This is a genomic window from Calditrichota bacterium, assembly GCA_013151735.1.
Lineage (GTDB): Bacteria > Zhuqueibacterota > JdFR-76 > JdFR-76 > BMS3Abin05 > BMS3Abin05.
The window spans coordinates 26,494-46,508 of sequence record JAADHR010000022.1; the positions used below are offsets into that span (position 1 = coordinate 26,494).

The 20,015-nt window shown below is 46.5% G+C and carries 15 protein-coding genes; 4 read left to right on the top strand and 11 right to left on the bottom strand.

Annotated elements, in window-relative coordinates:
* Window positions 1-4 precede the first annotated feature (4 nt).
* From GXO76_01465 to GXO76_01510, 10 genes are all read right to left on the bottom strand, one after another.
* Window positions 5-346, bottom strand: a complete 342-nt coding sequence (locus tag GXO76_01465) for a hypothetical protein (protein NOY76515.1) — start codon at window positions 344-346, stop codon at window positions 5-7.
* Window positions 347-700: 354 nt separating this feature from the next.
* The gene (tnpA, locus tag GXO76_01470; GenBank protein ID NOY76516.1) at window positions 701-1,162 is read right to left on the bottom strand and encodes an IS200/IS605 family transposase; all 462 of its coding nucleotides are present in this window, start codon (window positions 1,160-1,162) and stop codon (window positions 701-703) included.
* A 358-nt stretch (window positions 1,163-1,520) separates the two neighbouring features.
* Window positions 1,521-2,813, bottom strand: a complete 1,293-nt coding sequence (eno, locus tag GXO76_01475) for a phosphopyruvate hydratase (GenBank protein ID NOY76517.1) — start codon at window positions 2,811-2,813, stop codon at window positions 1,521-1,523.
* A 305-nt stretch (window positions 2,814-3,118) separates the two neighbouring features.
* Window positions 3,119-4,609, bottom strand: a complete 1,491-nt coding sequence (locus GXO76_01480; protein ID NOY76518.1) for a DUF92 domain-containing protein — start codon at window positions 4,607-4,609, stop codon at window positions 3,119-3,121.
* Window positions 4,610-4,813: 204 nt separating this feature from the next.
* Window positions 4,814-6,148: a hypothetical protein gene (locus GXO76_01485; GenBank protein NOY76519.1), complete on the bottom strand. Its 1,335-nt coding sequence runs from the start codon at window positions 6,146-6,148 to the stop codon at window positions 4,814-4,816.
* A gap of 161 nt (window positions 6,149-6,309) precedes the next feature.
* A complete protein-coding gene (locus tag GXO76_01490; GenBank protein ID NOY76520.1) occupies window positions 6,310-7,254 on the bottom strand; it encodes a cyclase family protein in 945 nt (314 codons plus the stop codon).
* 99 nt (window positions 7,255-7,353) lie between these two features.
* Window positions 7,354-8,847, bottom strand: a complete 1,494-nt coding sequence (locus GXO76_01495; GenBank protein NOY76521.1) for a sodium-dependent transporter — start codon at window positions 8,845-8,847, stop codon at window positions 7,354-7,356.
* Window positions 8,848-9,099: 252 nt separating this feature from the next.
* A complete protein-coding gene (locus tag GXO76_01500; GenBank protein ID NOY76522.1) occupies window positions 9,100-10,521 on the bottom strand; it encodes an aldehyde dehydrogenase family protein in 1,422 nt (473 codons plus the stop codon).
* Window positions 10,522-10,534: 13 nt separating this feature from the next.
* Complete coding sequence (locus tag GXO76_01505; GenBank protein NOY76523.1) at window positions 10,535-11,572, bottom strand: homoserine dehydrogenase; 1,038 nt, start codon at window positions 11,570-11,572, stop codon at window positions 10,535-10,537.
* 97 nt (window positions 11,573-11,669) lie between these two features.
* Window positions 11,670-12,602 (bottom strand): IclR family transcriptional regulator, encoded by a 933-nt coding sequence (locus GXO76_01510; protein NOY76524.1) that lies wholly within the window; start codon window positions 12,600-12,602, stop codon window positions 11,670-11,672.
* Window positions 12,603-12,900: 298 nt separating this feature from the next.
* Between GXO76_01510 and GXO76_01515 the strand changes: the two genes are divergently transcribed.
* The 4 genes from GXO76_01515 to GXO76_01530 all read left to right on the top strand — a co-directional run bounded on the left by GXO76_01515 (window position 12,901) and on the right by GXO76_01530 (window position 17,573).
* Window positions 12,901-13,446 carry a pyruvate ferredoxin oxidoreductase gene (locus tag GXO76_01515; GenBank protein ID NOY76525.1) on the top strand — a complete coding sequence of 182 codons (546 nt, stop codon included), beginning with the start codon at window positions 12,901-12,903 and terminating at the stop codon, window positions 13,444-13,446.
* Window positions 13,447-13,460: 14 nt separating this feature from the next.
* Window positions 13,461-15,215, top strand: coding sequence for an FAD-dependent oxidoreductase (locus GXO76_01520; GenBank protein ID NOY76526.1), 1,755 nt, complete (start codon window positions 13,461-13,463; stop codon window positions 15,213-15,215).
* Window positions 15,216-15,352: 137 nt separating this feature from the next.
* Window positions 15,353-16,513 (top strand): pyruvate ferredoxin oxidoreductase, encoded by a 1,161-nt coding sequence (porA, locus tag GXO76_01525; protein NOY76527.1) that lies wholly within the window; start codon window positions 15,353-15,355, stop codon window positions 16,511-16,513.
* Between the two features lie 163 nt (window positions 16,514-16,676).
* The gene (locus tag GXO76_01530; GenBank protein ID NOY76528.1) at window positions 16,677-17,573 is read left to right on the top strand and encodes a 3-methyl-2-oxobutanoate dehydrogenase subunit beta; all 897 of its coding nucleotides are present in this window, start codon (window positions 16,677-16,679) and stop codon (window positions 17,571-17,573) included.
* A 190-nt stretch (window positions 17,574-17,763) separates the two neighbouring features.
* Here GXO76_01530 and GXO76_01535 read toward each other — a convergent pair whose 3' ends face one another.
* The gene (locus GXO76_01535) at window positions 17,764-19,698 is read right to left on the bottom strand and encodes a T9SS type A sorting domain-containing protein (protein NOY76529.1); all 1,935 of its coding nucleotides are present in this window, start codon (window positions 19,696-19,698) and stop codon (window positions 17,764-17,766) included.
* Between the last annotated feature and the right edge of the window lie 317 nt (window positions 19,699-20,015).

Sequence of the window (20,015 nt, forward strand, 5' to 3'; positions counted from 1 at the left end):
CGCATTATTTTTGTTTAAATTGAGACGAATCGCTGGACTTGGGAACCATTAGATAGATGGTTTCCCCCTTTTTGGCCAGTTTATACTTTTCACGGGCAATCTTTTCCTGATAAGCCGTATCTTGCGTCAATCTTGAAATCTGCTTGTGTAAATCTTCTTTTTGTTTTATTAATGCCTCAATTCGCTCCCGGCTTTCTTTTTCCTCTCGGTTAAGGCGGATTTGTGTAATGGCGCCATAGTCGCTGATTATGAAGTAATAAATGACAACAACTCCTATGGCAATCCAGAACATGGCCTTTAGAAACTGCGTGGTTGTTTTGTTTTTTTTGATTCGACGCTTTTGCAAGGATATCGTCCTGTTTGGGTTTGTAATGTCTCTATGGCCTGTGGAATGGCTTAAAAGAAATAACACAGAGAACCACAGAGAGAAAAAAGAACCACTAAGAAAAAAGTCTACAAACCTGCCGTCGCTCACGCGACTGATTCTCAAATGACCAAAAGAATCAGGGTTTATTTGGACACTACAAATATTGCATTTTCACGGGTTTCTTTCGTAAAACCCAATTTTTACCCGCCAATCTGGTGAAATGCCACAAGTTGTTCCCCCTATTGTGTTTTTCCGTCCCATTAGGGACGGCAGGTTTGTAGATTAAAAAAACAAAAAAGATTTGCCAGTCCCGTAGGGACGAAAGGTATTTTCCTAAAATATGAATTTGAATAGATATCGTTCATCATAAGGAACATGAAATTTATCCAAAAATTCAATATACTCTTCCCTGAATGTTTTCTTCCGATGGTGGTGCTGTTGATTTAAAATATATTTTACCACATTATCAATCTGCGAATGCGAATATGAAAATGCCCCAAATCCAGGTTGCCAATTAAATTTACCCAATACTAATTTATTCTCATTAATCCATTTTGAAGAATTGGCCTTTGCTGTTTGTACCAGATTTGAAATTGATTGATGAGGCTGCATTCCAATAAAGACATGAATATGATCGGGCATGCTGTTTATTGCAAGCATTTTGTGTTTATTGTTTTGAATAATTCCCGTCATGTATTGGTGCAGCCTTTCTCTCCAATTATCTTGTATTAGACTGAAGCGATTTTCCACAGCAAAAACAATATGAATATGGATTTGGGTGTACGTATTTGCCATTTCTTGGTTCCTTTGACAATGATCCCCGTGTCGTCCCTACGGGACTGTTTGTTTCGGGCTTTTGCTGTTGTCTACAAACCTGCCGTCGCTCACGCGACTGATTATCAAATGACCAACAGAATCAGGGTTTATTTGGACACTACAAATATTACATTTTCACGGGTTTCTTTCGCAAGAACAAAATTTCACCCATCAAGCCCAAAAAATGCCAGAAATATTCCCCATTGTGTTTCCGTCCCATTAGGGACGGCAGGTTTGTAGATTAGAAAAACAAAAAACATTTGCCAGTCCCATTAGGGACGAAAGGGTTGGGCCGGTTCAAATAAACCCGCCCAAACCCACAATAACCTGCAATACCCTAATGCTGTTGCTTGATAATTCCAATGCCGGGGAATTTGGCCACTTCACCCAATTCTTCTTCAATCCGAAGCAATTGGTTGTATTTTGCAATTCGCTCACTCCGACACAGAGACCCCGTTTTTAACATTCCCACATTTGTAGCGACCGCCAAATCGGCAATGGTGGTGTCTTCGGTTTCGCCTGACCGGTGGGAAATAACGGCCGTCCACCCGTTATTCTTTGTCATTTCAATGGCGGCCAGCGTTTCCGTCAGGGTGCCAATTTGGTTTAGTTTGATCAATACCGAATTGGTAATGCCCAGGTCAATTCCTTTTTGAATCCGTTCTGTATTGGTGACGAAAATATCATCTCCGACTAATTGAATTTTATCGCCCATTTTTTCTGTCATAATCTTCCACCCATCCCAATCATCTTCGGCCATTCCATCTTCAATCGAAACAATTGCGGGATATTTTTTAACGAGGGCCTGATAATAATCGACCAATTCCGCCGGGGTGAGTTCTTTTTTCTCCGACTTCAGAATGTACTTGTTTTTTTGTGCATCGTAAAACTCACTGGAAGCAGGGTCTAAGGCAATGTAGATATCTTTTCCGGGCTCGTAGCCGGCTTTTTCAATGGCCTGCAGAATGAACTGGATGGCTTCTTCATTGGATTTTAAATTTGGGGCAAACCCGCCTTCGTCTCCAACAGAGGTGCTGTGCCCTTTTTGTTTAAGAACCGACTTGAGTGTATGAAAAACCTCGGATGCGTAGCGATAGGCCTCGGCAAAGGTGGGTGCCCCGGCCGGGAAGATCATAAATTCTTGCAGGTCCACATTGTTGTCGGCGTGCACACCGCCGTTTAAAACATTCATCATGGGAACGGGAATTGTTCGGGCACTTACGCCGCCGATGTACTGGTATAGCGGAAGTTCAAAGGCTTCTGCCGCCGCTTTACAAACGGCCAGGGAAACCCCTAAAATGGCATTGGCTCCTAACCGGGCTTTGTTCGGGGTTCCGTCCAATTCAATCAGCAATTTATCAATAAACGCCTGGTCAGCCGCATCGTATCCAATAATTTCATCGGCAATAATTTCATTCACACTTTTTACCGCATTCAAGACACCTTTCCCATGAAACCGCTTGGGATCATTGTCCCGCAATTCAACGGCTTCGTGTTCTCCGGTAGAAGCACCTGAGGGAATGGCTGCTCTTCCCAGAATACCGCTTTCCAACAAAACATCTACTTCAATCGTAGGGTTGCCCCGCGAATCCAAAATTTCTCTGGCTGTTACATCAGCAATTGTTGTCATCCTAACCTCCTGTTAAGATTTTGTTTGAGTATTTTTGCTAACACTATATCGGTCTTTAACCTTTCACTATCTGCAGATAAGTCTGTTCCAAAAAGATTGCACCCGTCCGGTTTATAACATGATGGTATTGAAACCGGCGATAGTGAAAACGGTTCAATTTGTGTAATTGGTGGTTTTTTAAGGACACTCATAAAAGATATTAAAAAAAAGACGAATTTCAAATAAGAAATTCATCTTTTGGATAAAAAGGGATTCTTCTTGCGTGTTTCACAGACTCAGGAAGGAATGGGCTGTTTGCGCTTGGCTCAACAGAATAATGCCATAAAAATAGCCGTGAAGAGAAATCCGCTGAGCGCGCAAAACGAATTAACCACATCATTGTTGATCCATTTTTTTCCGCTTTCAAAAATAGTCTGGGTGTTGTTGCAGTGAAAACGTCTTTCTGTTATTTTATGACAAACGGAACAACGAAATTGGGCCTGGAGGGTGGCTCCAAAAAGACTGTCCACCAGACTGGCTCCGATGCCCGCCGCCGTAACCAGAAGAATAATCCGGATGGGCGATGAGAAAATGTGCGGGGCACTTGCAATTCCGACCCCGGCAATGAGAAGGGAGCCCAACAACGCTCCGAACAAGCCAACAGCCGAGATCCCGCCAGAGGTGCCGGGAATGACTTTTTTGAAGGTGGTAATCAGACGGGGTGCCCTGCCTGAAAGCACTCCAATTTCCGTAGCCCAGGTGTCGGCCGTTACGGCGGCCAACGATCCCAAATAAATGGCGTACCAGATGGGTTTCGGCCAGATGTACCATAAAATCATTGAGATACCGGCCATTCCTCCGTTGGCCAATACCTGAGCCCAGTCTCTTCGGGATGATTTTTCAAAGAGCAGATTGGATTCGGCCTTTCGGGATTTCCACAGCTTGGATAAAATGCTGGAGGTGATGAAAAAGGTCAGGATGGGAATAGCCCACAGCCAGCCGCCAATCCCGAAAATAAGCGTTCCCAGAAGAAAGAGAGAAACGGCGCCGCTGGCATCCAGAAATTGTGCCTTAAACGATAAAAATCCCACCAAAGCGGCCAGTCCCATGCCTACGGAAAACTGGGTAAGCAGATCCGGATGTGCAAGAGCCAGGTGCAGGACGAACGCGCCGGCCAGCGGTGCGGTGATGTTATCCGAACCGGCCCAGGAAAGGGTTTCGGTCACGGTGGAAAGGAGGGCGGTTAAAAAGGCGACCCACAGCAGGGTTGCCAACGGAACGGGTTGGGGTTGCAGAAACGTTAATCCCGCTATTACGAGAACGAATGTCGTCGTGGCAAACGTGAATGAGCCTTCAATCGATTTTTTATCACGGGTGATCCGGAAGGTATGTGCATGCCGGATGTTTTCTCCCGCAATTGCGGCAAAGGCATCAGAGAGCGCCAGAATAAGGGTTCCGATCTGGAGGATTTGCGGATAGTGATTCCAGAAAAGGAGGGCCATTAAAATAATGGAAAGGGGATAGAAAACGGTGCCGTAGGTTGTGCGTTCGGTCTCATGCATTCCCTTAAAAGCCTGGGCTTTTAGAGACATGGCGTTAATGATTGTAAAAATGCCAGCCAGGACAATCAGGGGGACATTGGTGCGAAAAATGTAGGGGGTGAAAAAAACAACAATCCCCGTGGCAATGTGAACGAATTTCCGTGTAACTTCCGGCGACCAGCCCAGGGCAGAGCGGGTTTTTTCCGCAATTCCGACAAACAGGAAAAGAATCAGAAATAAGCCGGCCAGATAAAGCCATTCCATCGTTGTGGGCATTTAGCGTCCTCCTTGTGTCCGAATCTAATTTTCGTTCAAACACTTCTTGTATTTTATCGTTCTTCAAATTAAATGTAATAATTTTTCGTTTTATGTCAAATAGAAAAAAGAGATTTTCTTGGGAGAGTGTAGCGGGCGAAGGGGTGTAAAAAATGAACCTTGCGAAGGTTTGAAACCTTCGCAAGGTCAATGGGGAGACGTTTATCAGAATTCTTTTGCGAAGTAGAAATAGCCGCCAAATGCATTGTCGGCATTATTACCCAGGCCCATGTCCGTTTTCCAGTAGTCTCCCGGCATCCACATTCCTGCCGTAAAGCCAAATGTGATGGTTTTTTTATAATTATAGGTTGCCAGAACAGACACTTCATTGCCCATGGCTGCATGTCCGTTGGAGGGGACCCAATTTCTTGCGTAGTTGTAGAAATCAAACCGAACACCCAGATCGCCAAGGGAAACCTTGGCATGGGCGTTAATAACATTCAGATTGGTCATGGTCAGGTTTCCGGGATCCAATCCGGCAAACCCATAGGCAGTGGTCATCAGATGAGCCGGACCAAATCCGGGCCAATCCTTATAAAAACCAAATGTAAAAGGCCCGTTTGTGGCCGATTCATAAAGCTCATTGTCGGTTTTGGTTGAGGTGTTGTCGCCGCTAAATTCGATAAAGGCACCGCCAAAACTGAGGGGTGATTTGGCAAGGGCATAATCGGCTTTTGTGACCAGGGCGTATCCCTTGTAGTTTTTGGCTGTTGCGGCATCGTTTGTTCCGCGCAGAAGGGTGTATTCACCCGTTAAATCCAATCCGCTTATCGGGCTTGCTTCCACCCGGGCACCCAGCCAGATGGGTTTGCTGGTTTGGGTCTTGTTGATGTTTTGCGGGCGCATCACACCGTACGCAGACACGTTCATTTTCCCGCCCATGGCATGATACGTTCCGTAGGCGGTCAGCAGATTAATATTTCCGGGGTACTGATCCGATTTGGTCGGATCGTAGCCGTTGTAGGTTGGAGCGCCGACATAGGCAATCCCATGGGATTGGGCCAGACGTGAGTAAAAGAAATCAACATCCAGCGGGCCCTTGTTGTACATGAGTTTGGCCTGAATGGCGCCGTCTTCTCCGCCGTCAAAAAATACGGTTCCGTCGCCGTAGAGAAGCCGCTCTTTTCCCATTCGAAATGAGAACGGCGAATCAAAAATATTGGAGACAGTTAGGTAACCCTGCAGAATTCGGACATCGGGATCCGTGTTTCCCTGCAAGTCCGTACCCCAATAGGGGTTGATGCCGTGTTGGCTCCAGGCACCGATCATGGTGTAAATTGAAACACCCTTGCCGAAATCAACGTTGTATTGGATGTCTCCGTGAATGTACATGTAAGAGTTTCCATCCGGAGTATTTTTGTCGAAGTCCGTATTTTTATGAAAGAAGTTGTAGATATAAAATAAGCCATGCCATTCCACTTTTGGACCTTCGGCAAAACTATTTGTGGCAAATGTTAACCCAAAAACCACAAGAAGTATTATAAGAAAAGTTCGTTTCATTTTTTTCCTCCCACCTGCTTGTTAATGATTCGTTTTTTAATCCAGCATCGAAAAACCGGAGAATACATGCCATGTCATTATGAATGCGTTTTACCATCCAAAATGAATACATCGGGGCGGGAATTCTCCCGCCCTTAATTTTATCTCATGCGATGAATGTCCTATTCCTTTGTCGGACGCAAAACCCCGTTTTTGTCACGCTTTAAAGGATAGGGCTGTTTTGGCAGGGGAGCGCCGGGTACTTCAAGAATGGATTTTCCGTATTTCCAATCGGGCGGGCAGATAGCGATGTACCGTGCATAGCCGCCGGTTCCTCCTTCAGGTCGGGCAAAGCCGATGGCAACCAATGCGCCGGCCTCGGGAACCTTATCCAGATTGGTCAGACCTTCTGCCTGGCAGAAATTATGGTGCAGAATCCAGCTTTCGCCAATCATGGCAGATGTCGTATCCGTATCCAGCGGTTCATGTCCGTGAAAGAGAATATGACGCTGGAGATGCAAAAACTTCAGAGCATCAAGCGTAATTCCCGGAAAGGGGAAGGCATCGCATTTCTTTTTATCCGGCCAATTCTTTGACCAATCCGATCGGATAAAGACGACCGAGCCCTCAGGAATGGTGCCGTGTTTGGCTTCCCACGCTTTGATGTCTTCCACCGAGCAGTGGTACCCCGGGTCCTTTGCCACTTTTTTGTGAATGTCGATGACAACCAGGGGGCGTACGGCATATGTGGCCGGCAGGTCGCTTATGGTTGCGCCGTAGGGATTAAAATGTGCGGGCGGGTCCAATTGCGTACCGTACTGATCGGTCTTAAAGATGTAAGCGGTTGCCTGAAATTCATGTTTGGCATACGTAAAAATTTCTCCCTTTTTGCAATATCCGGGAATGTCAACCGCCGCACGTGCCGGCAAAAACTGGGTGTTACCAAAACCTTTCCAGACCGGAATGGTGGGGCTGAATGCATGGGTCAAATCCACGTATTTGCATTTGGTCAGCGTGTTCTGGTAAATGCCCCACAAATCGGTTTTGTTGGCTTGCTTTTGCGAACATCCCATGGTGAGGGCTGCCAGCAAAGCAACCAATACACTGATTCTGAATACATGTTTCATGATACCACGTCCTCCTTTGTTAAGTTGCAGGTTTTCTACCCATTTGTCCCCAGATTCATTAGATGAAACATCAAAGTTTTGTGTATTCACCTCCTTTGCTTAATTTTGAATGTTCCCGGCCGTCGTCCATTTTCTCTTGTAAAAGAAAAGGGCAATCAAAAAGGTAAAAATAACACTGCCAAAGCCAATAAGCAGAATGGCCGATATCGGATAATTCCCGTATCGGTGAACAAGATCGCTTTTCAGAGAAAGAATAAATGTGACTCCCAGAACCAATGGAATAAAATATTTAATCATAAAATTCCACCACTTTCCCACACGAATATTGGATACGTCGTTGACGTAGCCCCGCAACGTTTCAGCCTTGTAAATCCACCCTACAATAACGGCCTCCAGAAATCCGATAAGGACCAAAAGATAGCTTGAAATAAAGTGATCGATCAGATCCAACCAATAATACCCGGATCCGGTGGTGTAGATCAAGCCAACCAATATTCCGAGAAGCGTAATAATGTGAATGATTTTTTTGCGTTTCCAGTTAAACTTGTCAATCAAACTGGCTACCAGGCCTTCAATTTGTGAGATTGAAGACGAAAGGCCGGCGATGACCAGTGCCGAGAAGAATATGATTCCAAACAGACGGGCTCCCACCGGCATGGCCGCTATGGCTTGCGGGTAGGTAATAAACGCCAGCCCGAATCCTCCTTTGACTACTTCAGAGGGCGGCAGCCCCTGTTGAAACGAGATGAACCCGAGAGTGCCGAATACGGCAAATCCGGCAAAAAGCGAAAAACTGCTGTTTGCAAATCCCGTAATGTACGCATTCCCGACGATATCCGACTTTTTGGGAAGATAGCTGGCATAGGCAATCATTGTGGCCATGGCCAGACTGAGGCTGAAAAAGATTTGTCCGTAGGCATCTAACCAAACCCGGGGATTAGAAAGCTCGGAGAAATTGGGCTTCAGGTACCAGGTCAGTCCTCTTCCCGATCCCGGGAGGGTAACTCCGCGAATAACCAGAATGGTCGTTAAAACAACCAGCAGAGGAATAAAGATTTTGCAGGCCAGTTCGATGCCCCGCTGAACTCCGCGTAATTCAATGACCCAGTTGAGAATCCAGATAACGATAAGGGCCACGAAAATAATGGTGCTCGGACTCCCCAGATGCCAAAAGCTGCGGGATAACTGAAGATGCTGGTGGTAGAAAAAATCCGCCGGGTTTGTACCCCACTTCAGGGTGATCGAATACCAGATGTAATCCAGACACCAGGCCAGAATAACAGTGTAATAGAAGGTAATTCCGAGAACCACAAAAACAGAAGGCCACCACCCGACCCATTCCCATTTTTTTCCGATTTTGTGAAAACTGAGAACGGCAGACCCTCTAAACCTATGGCCAATTCCATATTCCAGAATCAGAAGCGGAATTCCTGCGGTTAAAAGGGCAATAATGTACGGAATTAAAAAGGCACCCCCACCGTTTTTGTAACATAAATAACTGAAACGCCAAATATTCCCCAAACCGATCGCCGCACCAATTGCAGCCAAAAGAAAACCGATACGGCTTTTCCATTCTTCCTTTTCAGCAACCATGAGAATCGCCCTTCCTCTGAATACGTGTTGGATGAATCTATTTCACTTACAGATTATTACAATAGTCTAAGCGATTGGGGAATTCAGGTCTCATTTCGGAAACGACTCAGATATTGCAAATAGGTCAGGATGGACAAAAATTGATCCTGTCGAACCGGGATCAATTCTGTCCATCCCTTTCCGGTTGCTTTGCCGGTAAAAAAACAAAGAGTTAAAAACAGATCGTCTTCGCACCTATCAAAAATGCCCCGCTTAATCGGTTTCCAGGTTAAAACAAACCACCTTGGGTTCGGTCATTTCCAACAGCGCGAACTTTATGCCTTCACGTCCCAGACCGCTGTTTTTCACCCCTCCAAAAGGCATGGCGTCAATTCGGTAATCCGTTGAATCATTAATCATAATCCCCCCAACATCCAGTTCCCGAATGGCCTTGTGAGCCTTATTCAGATCCGTTGTAAAAATGGCACCGTGCAGGCCGTATTCTACGGCATTTGCCCTTTCAATGCCTTCTTCAAGGGATTGAATGGGGTAGAGTGCCACAACGGGGCCAAATACCTCCTGACAATTAATTTTTGCCTCCGGCGGTACGTTGGCCAGAACAGTGGGTTCCATGAGGGTTCCGTTCCGGTGACCGCCGGTTAAAATGGTGGCCCCCTTTTCAGAAGCCTCCCGAACCCAATTCTCAACCCGGATGGCTTCTTTCTCTGTAATCATGGGGCCCATGTCGGTCGTTTCATCCAGTTGATACCCCACCTTTATCTTCTGCGTCCGCGCCACAAACGCTTTTTCAAACGTTTCATAAATATCTTTTTCGATGTAAATACGCTGAACGCCGATACAATTCTGTCCAACAGCCCAAAACGCGCCCGAAACACAGGATTCTACCGCCTTTTCGAGATTGGCATCCTTCAGGACGATTACGGGAGAGTTGGAGCCCAATTCCATGCCGATCTTCTTGAGTCCGGCCTTTTTTGTGATGTCCAATCCGGCCTCCACGCCGCCCGTAAAAGTCACCATTCGAACGCGCGGATCGGATACCAGGGGGTCGCCGATTTCGTTCCCATAGCCGGTAACCACATTCAGGATGTTCTCCGGCAATCCCGATTCGGTAAAAGCCCGTGCTAATTTCAGGGCAGACAGGGGGGTGACCGTTGCCGGCTTGAGAACGACTGAATTGCCCCCCGCAATGGCCGGCCCAAGTTTATGGGCGACCAGGTTGAGTGGATCGTTAAAAGGCGTAATGGCTGCAATTACGCCAATTGGAAAGCGGTAATAGTAGCCGGTACGATTTTCCGAACCCGGAACACTGTCGAACGGGATGGTTTCGCCCGAAATTCTCCGGGCTTCCTCTGCCGAAAGGGTAATGGTGTTAATACAGCGACTCACCTCTTTTCTGGCCTCTCGAATTGTTTTGCTGCCTTCGCTTGCAATTGTTTTGGCGAAATCTTCAAAACGATCCTGAACATATTGCGCGGTTTTATAAAGGATATCAACCCGCGTGTGGGTTGGAAGATTCTTGTTGACGTGGTACCCTAAAACGGCCGCGTCAATTGCTGCTTTTACATCCTGTGCCGTCCCTTTGGGAACCGTGTCTATCAGTGAATTGTCGTAGGGATTGCGCACATCTATTTTTTCAGGCTTATCGATCCATTTTCCGGCAATAAGCATTTCCATGACAATTTCTCCTTCATTGATTGTATTTCCGATTAATTGCCAAAATGTCCGTCAATAGCGAAAAACCGGTTTCAATTTTGCCTGCACCGGGTCCAATAATCGTCGTGGTTCCCAATGCGTCTGTTTCAAAGCTTAGAGCATTGGTCACACCGGATATACCTGCGAGAAAATCATCTTGCGGAAGTCTTACGGGCTTTACACTGGCCGATACACCCTCTTCTGTTTGTTCCACGCTGCCAATGAGTTTCCACCGCTGGCCCGATTTTTTGGCTGAAGCAATATCATCCAATGAAATATGAGTAATGCCCTCACAGGGGATATCTGTCTCCTTCAGATTAGCTCCCATTAAAACATTGGCCAATATAAGAACTTTGGCCTTTGCATCCCAACCCAGAACATCTGCATCGGGCACGGTTTCTGCATAGCCCTTTTCCTGGGCATCCTTAAGCGCCGTTTCATAGGGAATTCCTTGTTCCATTTGGGTAAGAATGTAGTTGGTGGTTCCGTTTAAAATACCCTGAATCCGATGAATATTTGCACCTGCAAGCCCCGTTTCACACAAGTGAAAAACGGGTGTTCCGCTCATAACGGTTCCTTCAAACCGAAAGTCCACACCGTTTTGGTCGGCCAGTTCTTTCAGGGGTTGATAGGCAAGAGCAACTGGCCCCTTGTTGGTTGTCACAACATGCTTTTGGTTCAAAAGGGCCCATTCCACATGGGAAATTGCTGGTTGTCCCGTTTTAATATCCGTCGGTGTGACTTCAATAATAATGTGGGCATCGGTTTCACTGATGACCCGCTTTGTGTCCCATCCTTTTGAAAAACGAGGGTGATTTTTAAGGGATTTTTCCCGGGCGACGGTGTCCAGAATCTCAGGGCCATTCAGGCCGTCCTCCGTGTCGATTACTGTTCCCAGAAGAAGATCATGAACGGCAACAATTTTATATGAAAAATTGAAGGACTGCTGCAGACTCTCCTCTTTTTCGATAAGTAATTCCATTAAGCCCTTCCCAACGGTACCAAATCCGATAAATGCCAGATTAAACTCCATTTTTTATTCCCTCCTTGTGGAAATCGATAATCACGTTTTTCTGAATATGTTCAAGTGAATTACGAATTCAGTAAAAGAAGCATTTGAACGAAAGAAATTACAACAGCTTAAATTTTAAAGATTTGTGAATCGCGCTAACGGTATCATTAAGCTTGTTCACTGTTTCCGGAATTGTTTCTTCCTGAATGCGTGCCGTAGGTCCTGAAATACTGATTGACGCCATGACATTTCCCCGGGTATCAAACAGGGGGACCGCGATACAGCGGATGCCTTCTTCAAACTCCTCATCATCAACGGCAAAACCTGCGGAACGAATTCTCGACAGTTCTTTTTCAAATGTACCCGCGTCAGTAATGGTCTTTTTCGTGAGCCTTGGAAGCCCTTTTTCATGCAGAATGTGTTTCACATCCTCCGGGTTCATGAACGCTAAAATTGATTTGCCAAGGGCCGTGCAATGAGGGGGAATGTGAAATCCGATATAGGTTTTGATTTGAATATTTCGGTAGGCTTCGATTTTATCTAAATATAACACTTCGTTTTGGAAAAGCCCGGCAAGGTTAACAATTTCCCGTACATCCTGCGCCAAATCTTCAAGAAAGGGATGGATCTTATCGATAAGACCTTGCTTCATTGGAACACGATTCCCCAACTCAAAAAGGGCCAGACCAAGACGATATTTATTGGATTCGGTATTTTGTTGGACAACACCCAATTTTTCCATGGATGAGAGAAAACGGTAAACCGTACTTTTATGAATTCCCAGCGCATTAGCGATTTCCGTGACTCCCGCATCTGACGCATGTTCGGCCATAAAAAAGAGAATTTGAAACGCCCGATAAATGGAATTGTTGGGTAGTTGTTTCATATAGTAAAACGCTATTTTATTATTAGAAACCTTTTTAAAAATAGTACAAAAAAATAGTCCCCATGTCAAGAAAAAAATTGCAAAAATGTAATTTTTTTGGATATCTCCTCGGGGAAGAGCCTTTATCGTTTGTTTGGAGAGTAATCTTGAATTAAAAAATTGCATTGGCTTTTCTGCTGCCGGGGATCCGGGAACGGGAGAACTGAATTATTCTATTTCTTTTTCGGGAAAAAACCCTTGCAAATATTTTTAAAAATTCGTATACTCTGAATGGCTGAAGCAGTCCGTATTGTTTTTTGGCAATTGATATATGAGTTCACCCCAAAAGTCATCAATGACATCGGTTGTGCCGGTTTAATTTACTGCCATGCATTTATAAAAATTCATGGAGGTTGTGAGCAGGGCCGTTTGTGGGGGGACTCATATGTTCTATTCTCAAAACGACCAAGAGAAGGAAGGCGTGATGATCGAGATCAGGATACACGGCCGGGGTGGGCAAGGTGCGGTAATTGCTTCCAAACTGCTGGCGTATGCTTCGTTTAAGGAAGGCAAATACGTGCAGGCTTTTCCCACCTACGGCGTTGAAAGACGGGGAGCTCCGGTGGCAGCCTTTGTTCGTATCGATGAAAAACCCGTGTTGATTCGAAGTCAGATTTATGAGCCAGACCATATCATTGTTTTAGACCCCACATTAATCGATTCAGTAGATGTTACAAAAGGCCTCAAAAGCGGAGGCTGGATTTTAATTAATACTGTTCGAGACCCATCCGAATTTAACCACCTCAAGGGATTTAAAATAGCCACAGTTGATGCAAGTGGCATTGCAGTTAAGTATCAATTGGGTTCAAAATCTCATCCCATTGTAAACACAGGAATTCTGGGTGCGTTTGCACGTCTTGGATTTTTATCGCTGGATTCCATTGTGGACGCGATCAAGGAAAATGTGCCGTTGATGGCTGAAAGCAATGCAAAGGCGGCGAAAGAAGCCTATGAAAAAGTCATTTTTTAAGTGTGGAGGGTGCCTTGAGCAGAGTCATTGAGTTTACCTCGGAAAAGGAAATGCCACTTCTTGTGGTTTCTTTGGAATCCACTTTATATAATAAAACCGGTTCCTGGCGCTATCTGCGTCCTGTCTATCACGATAAAACAGCCCCTTGTGTGGAAGGATGTCCTGCAGGCGAAGATGTGGAAGGATACATGTATCTGGTTTCCCAGGGCAAATTTGATGAAGCCTGGGAACTGATTATGAAAGAAAATCCTTTTCCGGCTGTGTGCGGCCGTGTCTGTTATCATCCATGTGAGATGTCCTGCAATCGGGGAGACTATGATGAATCCTTGAGTATTAATGCCATCGAACGGGTGGTAGGGGATCATGGTTTGGACATGGACGTAGAGAAGCTTCGCATTCGTCAAAGCAATTCCCACAAAATTGCGGTGGTTGGATCGGGCCCGTCGGGTTTGGCCTGTGCTTATCATCTGGCCCGGCTGGGTTACAATGTAACGGTTTTTGAATCGCACAGAGAAGCGGGGGGTGTTTTACGGGTGGGGATTCCCGAATATCGCCTGCCACGGGATATTTTGGACAAAGAGATTGCCCGTATCGAAAAACTGGGCGTTGTCATTGAAACCGCTACAACCGTTGGGAAGGATATCCGATGGGACGAGTTGCTGGCTTACGACGCCATCTATCTGGCTTCCGGTGTTCACAAAAACCGCCGATTGCAGGTGCCGGGCGAGGATTTAAACGGCGTTTTGTCGGGACTGGAATTTTTGCGGGAGGTGAATAGCGGGAAGGATGTGGCATTGGGAGAAAAAGTTGCCATTATTGGCGGGGGCAACACGGCAATGGATGCGGCCCGAACAGCCCTTCGGCTGGGAGCAAAACCGACCATTTACTATCGGAGAACCCGCGCCGAGATGCCGGCCATTCGCGAAGAGATTGATGAAACGGAACACGAAGGGATCGATATGGTCTTTCTGGTTTCGCCTTCCAAAATTGTCGGTGAGAATGGAAAGGTCCATGCCATTGAGTTTACGCGAATGGAATTGGGAGAACCGGATGAGTCCGGCAGGCGACGGCCTGTTCCCATTCCGGGATCCGAATTTCAGGTTCAGATTGACAATGTGATTACGGCCATTGGCGAAAAGGGTGATTTTTCCTATTTGCCGAAGGAACTGCAGCCTGATGACGGCACCATTTCGGTCAATCGAATTGGACAAACGGCCATCCCAAAGGTTTTTGCAGGTGGCGACATTATTTCACAGCCGCACACAGTGGTACACGCTATTGGCGCAGGCAAGCGGGCGGCCATGGCCATTGATGCCTTTTTGAAGGATAAGAATCTGGAGGAACTGCTTGCTGAAATTCAAATCGGTTACAAGGGCAGTTTTTCCTTCCGGCGCTATGTGCGGGACCTTCCCAGAGATCCTGTCGATAATCGCGAAGTGGTGCACATTGAGCATGTAAATCTGGATCATTTTGAACATCTGGAACGCAATGCCGTGCCTGAATTGGGAATAGCCCGCCGGGTGACCAATTTTCAGGAAGTTAAGATTGGTTTTACCAAAGAAACGGCCATCACCGAGGCCAGGCGCTGCTTTAACTGCGGGGTCTGTAATATGTGCGATAATTGTCTGGTTTATTGTCCCGATACAGCCATCAAGCGGCGGGAAGACGGCTATCGGTACATTATTGACTACGATTATTGCAAGGGATGCGGCGTTTGTGTACAGGAATGCCCGCGCTTTGCCATGACACTCCAGTCAGAAGGCAGGTAATGTGGAAGCGGGCGGCGGAGAGAGGCTCTGGCAAAAACGATTAAGGATAAGCAACGTGCAGTGGAAAATCGGCACTGATTAACCATTAAACAAGCCAACAAATTCGATAAACCGACGAACTCTTAATAGGTGATTTTATGAAAGATGTGATGCTTGGAAACCATGCAGCTTCGCATGGAGCAAGGCTTTCAAAGGTCGATGTGATTGCAGCGTATCCGATTACGCCTCAGACATTAATCGTCGAAAAATTATCGGAGCTTTGCGCGGATGGTGATTTAAATGCCAAATTTATTAAGGTTGAGTCTGAACATTCGGCCATGGCGGCCTGCATCGGGGCAGAAGCAGCGGGTGCCCGTTCATTTACCGCAACCAGCTCTCAGGGGTTGGCGCTTATGCACGAGCTTCTGCACTGGGCATCGGCGGCCCGGCTTCCGATTGTTATGGCGGAAGTAAATCGGGCATTGGCGCCGGGGTGGTCCATCTGGACGGAACAAACAGACAGCCTCGCCCAGCGGGAAACCGGGTGGCTGCAGTTTTATTGCGAAAATAATCAAGAGGTTCTGGATACGGTAATCATGGCCTATCGAATTGCCGAGCAGGTTTTGCTCCCGGTGATGGTTGTACTGGACGCCTTTATTCTTTCACATACGAATGAAATTGTCGACGTGCCCGAACAAGCCATGGTCGATTCCTATTTGCCTCCCTACCAGCCTGAATTCAAAATGGATGTAAATAATCCGCATGCCTTTGGGGGACTGGTAACGCCCGACAATTACATGGAAATGCGTTACAAAATACACCAGGCGATGCAGCGGGCAAAAACGGTGGCCGTGGAGGCGGATCAGGAATTTCAGGAGATTTTTGGACGAAGCTACGGAGTGATGGAAGCCTACAAGTTGGATGATGCAGAGTATGTCATCATGTCTGCCGGGGCCATTACCAGCATGCTTCGGGTCATTGTGGATGCTTATCGGGAAAAAGGACTCAAACTTGGCTTGCTGAAGATCAAAATGTTTCGTCCCTTTCCCACTGAAATTTTCAAAAAGCTTTTGGCCGGACGCAAGAAAATCGGCGTTTTGGACCGGGATATTTCATTTGGGGCTACCGGGATCTTCTTTCAGGAAATAAAAGCGGCTCTGTATCCGGAAAAGAAAAACGGAGTACCCGCCCTGTTTGGTTACGTCATGGGCCTGGGCGGCCGGGATATTACCTTGTCTCACCTGGAGCAAATGGTTGACCACATGATGAGTCATGATGAACCTGAGGAAGATTCGGTGTGGATCGGACTGAAAAAATAGGTTTGTTTTAAAGAATAGCTTTCTTTCAATATCTGTAAAAAGTCAGGATACTAGAAAAACAGAAACAGATAAAAAGTCACCGCGGAATTTACGGGTTGATAGCCTGGTAAGTCAGATGGCTTGAAAATAATCTTTATCTATTTGTGACCTGAAAGGACATATTATGGAAGCTGTTTTTCCTAAACCAAGAATTCCTGAAGAAGAATATATTTATCCGGGACATTTGGCCTGTCCGGGATGCGGGGCCTCACTTTCCATGCGCTATGCGCTAAAAGCGCTTGGCCCCAAAACGATGGTTGTGATTCCGGCGTGCTGCTGGTCCATTATTGCGGGGCCCTTTCCCTATTCGACACTTAAGGTACCTATTTACCATACGGCCTTTGAAACGGCTGCCTCTGTTTCATCGGGAATGGCTGCGGCTTTGGATCAACTGGGGCAGGGAGACATCACCGTAATGGCCTGGGCGGGTGACGGCGGAACCTTCGATATTGGTTTTCAGGCGCTTTCCGGTGCAGCCGAACGGAATGATAATATCCTTTATGTGTGCTACGATAATGAGGCCTATATGAACACGGGTATTCAGCGAAGCTCGGCTACGCCGTATGGGGCGTGGACCACCACCACACCGGAACGCCATTTAAAAGACCGGCCCAAAAAAAATATTATGGAAATTATGGCGGCCCATCAAATTCCCTATGCCGCTACGGCGTGTGTGGCCTATCCCGAGGATATGATTCAGAAATTCCGGAAAGCGAAAACCATTCGCGGGATGCGGTTTATTCACCTGCTTTCGCCCTGCCCTCCGGGATGGAAAATACCCGATGACCAATCCATAAAGGTCACGCGGATGGCCGTTAATTCGAAGGCCTTTCCCCTGTATGAGGTGGAATATGGCGAAAAATACCGCATTACGGTAGAACCCCGAAATATTCCCGTGCGTGATTATTTAAAGGTACAGGGACGTTTCCGGAATTTAACAGACGACGATATTCGGAACATTCAGTTTTCCGTGAATAAAAATTGGGACCGGCTGCAGAAAAAAGTGCGCTATTCGGAATAGTCCTTTTCCCTTTTTAATTTGCAGGGGGCTGTATAAAAAGTCTAAAAATACGGTTATGAGACTTATTCTTCTAAGACATGTCATTGCGAGTCCGCCGTCCCTCGACAAGCTCGGGAACCGCGGCGGACTCGCAATGACAAACACTCATTTTTTCCTGAAAAAGGGACTTTTGATACAGACCCCTGTCTCTCTATCGCATTAAAATTAATTTCCGTGTTTTCTGCTGATTCCCGATTTTCAGTTTATAGAAATAAATTCCATTTGGAAGAAAACGACCCCGATCATCCTGCCCATTCCATTGAACGGAATATCTCCCCGGATTTTTGGTTCCCGAAACCAGCACCTTGAGTTCCTGCCCCACGGCATTGTAAATTTTCAGTGAAACATTTTCCCGGTGATTGAGACGATAGGCAATTGTGGTTTGGAGGGATTGCCCGTTCTTGATTTCAAAGGGATTTGGATAGTTTTGTTCCAGGGCAAAGGAGCGCAAGGGTGCTTGGTGTGGAGAATGGGCAACGCCTGTTTCGACCACGTTTTCGATCCGTCCCTCTACGGTGTAGTGCAAGGGGGAATGGGCTTCAGCAAAGTCGCGCACGGCGATATATTCCGGAATGCCCGTATCCACGACATTTGTGGGATTGAGTCCTGCAATGTAAAGAAAACTGTAAAGCCCATAATTGGATGTGACCGTGTAGGTTTTTACCATGCTGTAGGGCTGACCATTGATCAATATTTCCGTCACCTTGGACATGGGCGGATTGTTGGGATTGTATTTGAATGTCATTCCCGAAACCTGAACGGTTAAATCCTGGGAGGTTTCCATTTTTCCCGCAACAAACTCCATTCCCATTTTTACCTGAAATCCCTTCAGTTCATACGTCATTAAATTAAAACCGTAGCCTGTAGTGGGATTGTACCCGTAGTACACGATCTGGAACAAGTCCATTCCCGTGAGTGGCCCCTTCCACAGGTCCTGGCTGATGTACCCATACACATCCAGAGCAATGTCGGTTCCTGTTTTTTCGCGGTAGGCATCTGTAATCAGGTTTCCGATGGGGGTGTCTTTATAACCCCAGCCGGATTTGCGTCCCATAAATGTATCTGCTTCGGCAATAAACTTTGTGTAGTAGGGGCCATATTTGGGATCATTTTCAATGGTGTCTCGAAGAGCCTGGATTTTGGCACCAATAATGGGATCATCCGGTACACTCGGGTCGGCGGGCAGCAAGGCGTAGGATAAAATGTGCATTCCGTTGCCGTCCACATAGGCTTTTAACTTTCCAAGATACCGGTATTTGGACTGTGCCTGCAGGATGTAGGTGGGTTTACCTTCGGGATTGGTGACCGGAATTGGTTGAGGGATTTTGGTGTGGGAGTGGCCGCCGACAATCAGGTCGATGCCGGCAACGGAATCCGCCAGAACCGAATCTGCGTAAACCCCAAGATGCGTGACTGCAATAATCAAATCGACTTTTCCGCGCAGCGAATCTACGCAGGCGCGCGCCGGACCGATGAAACCAATCACACTATCGGGTTTGGGATGTTGGAAATCGTTCGATTCCGGGGTAGTTAAGCCAAAAATACCCACTTTCAAATGTCCGACATCCTTAATGATGTAAGGCACCACCAGGCTGTCCAATCCCGGATCTTTGGACATGTCGATGTTCGCGGAAAGAACGGCAAAATCCGGAGCGGGCAGGCCGGCTGCTTTTAAAGATGATTTCAATACCTCGGGACCGATTTCAAATTCGTGATTTCCGATGGTGAAGGCATCGCAGCCCAGCTCGTGAAGCATTTTGAATTCCGGAACCCCGAAAAAGCGGTCCCACATGAGATCGCCCACAAACAGGTCCCCTGCGTGAAAAAAGAGGATATTTTTTTCGTGGGCGCGGGTTTCTTTAACGAGAGTGGCAATTCGTGCCAAACCGCCCATTTCCGAAACCCCGTTTTCATTCCGGGGGCCAAAAGGAAGCAAGTGGGAGTGGCTGTCATTTACGTGAATGACCACCAGCGTATCGGGAACGGTAACGTGTTTTTGAGAAGCGGCAAAAAGCGTAGAAGAAAATAGAAAAAACAAAACGCCAAAAGCCAACCTCCCATATCGGGTAAAAGAGTGAAAAATCATGATGAGTTCCTCCTGAATTTGATGGGTTCGAGTGAAAGCAAATGAAACGTCAAGTTGAGCTACGGGAAAGTATCTGTCCAACCATTGGGATTTTAAACAATTAAATGGGAAAAGTCAAGGATTTTCTTTAAATGATGAAAAATTTGTAAGGGAGTTGTTCTTTTAAATCCTCGGTACCTCAAAGGTGCCGGGGATTTTTTTTCATAATTTTTTCTTTGAAAATCGTAATTATTTTGTTAACTTTGAAAACAAAGATCTTACGGCCATAAAATTAGGAGGGAGAAATGGCACAAGAATTCGGCATGCTTATAAACGGA